The 505-nt window shown below is 47.3% G+C and carries 1 protein-coding gene; it reads right to left on the reverse strand.

Features of this window, described 5'->3' with window-relative positions; translation table 11 throughout:
• Positions 1-505: transposase (locus B5F77_RS15500; RefSeq protein WP_087332360.1), on the reverse strand; the 505-nt coding region annotated here is incomplete at both ends.

Consider the following 505-nt stretch of genomic DNA (forward strand, 5'->3'; position numbering starts at 1 on the left):
GGATATGCATATAGTTTTGCAATACGGAATAAGAAGAACTTCTTGTCTGCAACCCCTCTGAGGTTTGCTCTGAATAGTTTGATTTTAGCGTTGAAAGACTCTGCCATCGTATTGGACGAACGGTTGTTGTAGAAGTTCAGGATCTCATCATAATGCTCATGGAAGGTAGCGGCTATGACGTTAAATGAGTGAAATCCGGCTTCTTCCACTTTGTTGTACCACCGTGCCATGGACAGACGTGCGGCATCCTTGACCGTGTTTTTGGCAAAGGTCATCCGCAGGGAATGGCACAGTCCGTATGCCGTTTGGATGTCAGGGTATTCTTCAAACAATATCGCGGCTCTCTGCTTCTGCCTGTCGGTCCATTTGTCTGCGGACTTGAACAGGAGGTAACGTGAGCGTATAAGCAGTTCCTTGCGGGTGTCACCATTGGGAAATCTGTACGGGATATACTCCTTGCCCTTTTGTCTGGCTTCCTCCATTTCATCATTAGCCAGCTGTATGG

The sequence above is a fragment of the Parabacteroides sp. An277 genome (assembly GCF_002159645.1).
In the GTDB taxonomy this organism is placed as follows: domain Bacteria; phylum Bacteroidota; class Bacteroidia; order Bacteroidales; family Tannerellaceae; genus Parabacteroides.